Raw genomic sequence first — 4244 nt, 5'->3', positions numbered from 1 at the left:
TCGGTGTGGGAGATCTTCACTCCGCTGCTCAGGGGTGGGCGCCTGGTCGTGGTCCCCGAAACCGTGACCGGATCGCCACACGACCTCCACCACCTGCTGATCGCCGAACACGTCAGCATGCTGACCCAAACCCCCTCGGCGCTGGCGATGCTCTCACCGCAGGGGCTGGAATCGGCGCTTGCGACCGTCGGAGAACCCTGCCCCCTCGAGGTGGTCCAACGGTGGGCGCCCGGGCGGATGATGGTCAACGCCTACGGCCCCACCGAAACCACGATGTGTGTGGCCATCAGCGCCCCGCTGGACGCCGGCGCCCCGGCGGTGCCCATCGGCACCCCCGTCCCGCAGGCCGCATTGTTCGTGCTCGACACCTGGCTGCGCCCAGTACCCATCGGCGTGACCGGCGAGTTGTACATCGCCGGCACCGGCGTCGCAATCGGGTATCTCGGCCGGGCCGGGCTGACCGCATCACGCTTCATCGCCTGCCCCTTCGGAGCCCCCGCCACCCGGATGTATCGCAGCGGCGACCTGGTCCGCTGGGACCCCGACGGCCAACTGCACTACCTCGGCCGCGCCGACGAACAAGTCAAAATCCGCGGCTACCGCATCGAACCCGGCGAAATCCAGACCGCCCTGGCCGCACTCGACGGCGTCGAGCACGCCGCAGTGATCACCCGCGAAGACCGCCCCGGCGACACCCGCCTGATCGCCTACATCACCGGCACCGCCGACCCCACCCACCTACGCACCCAACTCACCCAACAACTCCCGCCCTACATGATCCCGGCCGCAATCATCACCCTCGACCACCTCCCACTCACCCCCAACGGCAAACTCGACACCCACGCACTCCCGGCACCGGGGTCCCAGGACGTTGATGGTTACCGAGCCCCGGGCAGTGCGGTCGAAGAGATCGTGGCCGGCATCTATGCCGACGTTCTGGGCCTCGACCGGGTCGGCGTCGACGACTCCTTCTTCGACCTGGGCGGGGATTCGCTGCTGGCGATGCGCTTGTCCGCAGCTATCAACACCGCACTGGATGCCGACCTCGCGGTACCCGCGGTGTTCGATGCGCCGACGGTCGCCCAGTTGGTGCTCCGCATCGGTGTGGGTTCGCGCCGGCTTCAGCCGTTGGTGCCGATCAAGCGGCCCGCGGTGGTGCCGTTGTCGTTCGCCCAGCAACGGTTGTGGTTCATCGACCAGCTGCAGGGGCCCTCCCCGGTGTACAACATGGCGGCTGCGTTGCGGTTGAACGGACTCCTCGAGACCGCGGACTTGCGCACGGCGCTAGCCGACGTGGTGGCACGGCATGAGAGCCTGCGCACGCTGTTCGTGGCGCCGCAGGGAATTCCCCAGCAGCTGGTCGTTGCCGCCGAGCAGGCCGACTTCGGTTGGGACGTGGTCGATGCCGGCGGCTGGCCAGCCACGCGGCTGGATGAAGCCATCGGGGCCGTGGCGCGCCGCGGTTTCGACCTGGCCGTTGAGATCCCTTTTCGGGCAACACTTTTCCGCCTCGCCGCCGACGAACATGTGTTGGTGGCCGTGCTGCACCATATCGCCGCCGACGGTTGGTCGATCGCCGCGCTGATCCGCGATCTGGGGGTGGCCTATGCCCGCCGGTATGCCCGGCTCGCGCCCGACTGGCCGGCCTTGGAAGTGCAGTATGTCGATTACACGCTGTGGCAGCGGGCCCAGCTGGGTGATCTCGAGGACAGCGGCAGCCCCATCGCCGCGCAACTCGACTACTGGCAGCGGGCGCTGGCCGGCCTGCCCGAGCGCCTGCAACTGCCCACCGATCGGCCGTATCCGCCGGTGGCCGATCAGCGCGGAGCCAGCGTGGTCCTGGACTGGCCGCCCGAGGTGCAGCAGCAGCTAGCGCGGGCAGCTCGGGAGCACAAGGCGACCAGCTTCATGATGATGCAGGCAGCCGTGGCGGTGCTGTTGTCGAAGATCAGCGCCAGTTCCGATGTGGCGGTGGGGTTCCCGATCGCCGGGCGGCGGGACCCCGCACTGAACGAATTGGTGGGCTTTTTCGTCAACACTTTGGTGCTGCGAGTCGATGTGTCCGGGGATCCCACCGTCGCCGAGTTTATGGACCAGGTGCGACAGCGCAGCCTGGCCGCCTACGAACACCAGGACGTGCCCTTCGAAGTACTCGTCGAGCGTCTCAACCCGTCCCGGTCGTTGGCTCAACATCCGCTGATCCAGGTGATGGTGGGTTGGCAGTTCGCCGGCAACAGCGATCCCGCGGCGCAACTGATGTTGGAGGACCTACGGGTCACGTCGCTGCCGGTGGACACCCGCACCGCCCGCATGGATTTGGCGTTCTCTTTGGCTGAACGATTCACGGAGGACGGTGAGCCCGCCGGGATCGGCGGAACGGTGGAGTTTCGCACCGATGTGTTCGACCCCGACAGCATCCAGGCGTTGATCGGGCGGTTGGAGCGGGTGTTGGTGGCCATGACGGCCGACCCCGACCGCCGGCTGTCCTCGATCGATGTTCTCGATGAAACGGAGCATGCGCGTCTGGATGCGATCGGCAACCGCGTGGCCCTGACTCAACCCGCCACGCCTATGTCGATTCCGGCGGTGTTCGCCGAGCAGGTGACCAGGGCCCCGGAGGCGGTGGCGGTGACCTTCGATGGCCGGTCGATGACATACCTCGAGTTGGAGCAGGCCGGGAACCGGCTGGCGCATCTGCTGGCCGGCCAGGGTGTGGGGCCGGGACAGTCTGTCGCACTGCTGTTTTCGCGTTCAGCCGACGCGATCGTGGCGATCCTGGCGGTGCTGAAGTCCGGGGCGGCGTATCTCCCGATTGACGCGGCGCTGCCCGATGCACGGATCGAGTTCATGATCACGGATGCCGCGCCGATCGCTGCGATCACCACGGCCGGTCTGCGCTCGCGCCTGGCCGGATACGAGCTGGCGGTCATCGACGTCAATGACCCAGGCATCGACGCCCAACCCGATACCGCGATGTCCGTTCCGGCTCCCGATGATTTGGCGCACATCATCTACACCTCAGGCACCACCGGGGTGCCGAAGGGGGTGACCGTCACCCACCACAACGTCACCCAGATGTTCGACGCGCTGGACATCGGCATCGAGTTGGCGCCCCACCAGGTGTGGACGCAATTTCATTCCTACGCATTCGATTTCTCGGTGTGGGAGATCTGGGGTGCGCTGTTGTTCGGGGGGCGGCTGGTGGTGGTGCCCGATTCGGTGGCCCGCACACCGGAGGACTTTCACGCGTTGTTGGTCGACGAACGGGTCACCGTCCTGACCCAGACGCCGTCGGCGGTGGCGATGCTGTCACCGCAGAGTTTGGAGTCGGCGGCGTTGGTGATCGGTGCCGAGCCCTGCCCGGTCGAGCTGGTGGAGCGGTGGGCGCCCCGGCGGGTGATGGTGAACGTCTACGGCCCGACCGAGACGACGATGTGGGCGTCCAAGAGCGCGCCGATTGCGGCCGGGTCGGGGGCCCCGCCGATCGGCTCGCCGATCGCGTGGGCGGCGTTCTTCGTGCTGGACGTGTGGTTGCGCCCGGTCCCGGCCGGGGTGGTCGGCGAGTTGTACATCGCCGGTCGCGGGGTGGGCGTGGGCTACGTGCGTCGGGCGGGGTTGACCGCGTCGCGGTTCATGGCGTGCCCGTTTGGCGCCCCGGGGGCGCGGATGTATCGCACCGGGGACTTGGTGCTGTGGCGTGCTGATGGCCAACTGCAGTACCTCGGCCGCGCCGACGAGCAGGTCAAGATCCGCGGGTATCGCATCGAACTCGGCGAAATCCAGACCGCCCTGGCCGCGCTGGACGGGGTCGAGCAGGCGGCGGTGATCACCCGCGAGGACCGCCCCGGCGACACCCGCCTGGTCGGCTACATCACCGGCACCGCCGACCCCACCGGTCTGCGCACCCAGCTCGGCGAGCGGCTCCCGCCCTACATGGTGCCGGCCGCGATCGTGACCCTCGAGGCGCTGCCGCTCACCCCCAACGGCAAACTCGACACCCGCGCACTCCCGGCACCGGAATACACCGGCGGCCAATACCGCGCCCCGGGCAGCGCGGTCGAGGAGATCCTGGCCGGCATCTATGCGCAGGTCCTCGGGCTTGAGCGGGTCGGCGTCGACGACTCCTTCTTCGACCTTGGCGGCGACAGCATCTCGTCGATGCAGGTCGTCGCCCGTGCCCGCGCCGCGGGGCTGATCTGTCGGCCCCGCGACATCTTCGTCGAGCAGACCGTGGCCCGGCTGGC

At 68.3% G+C, this 4244-nt stretch carries 1 protein-coding gene; it reads left to right on the top strand.

Annotated elements, in window-relative coordinates; all coding sequences use genetic code 11:
• Nucleotides 1-4244 (top strand): non-ribosomal peptide synthetase (locus A5708_RS19245; RefSeq protein ID WP_155766082.1); only part of this gene is annotated, 4244 nt, incomplete at both ends.

The organism is Mycobacterium colombiense (genome assembly GCF_001672755.1).
In the GTDB taxonomy this organism is placed as follows: domain Bacteria; phylum Actinomycetota; class Actinomycetes; order Mycobacteriales; family Mycobacteriaceae; genus Mycobacterium; species Mycobacterium colombiense_C.
This window is presented reverse-complemented; position numbering and strand designations above follow the sequence as displayed.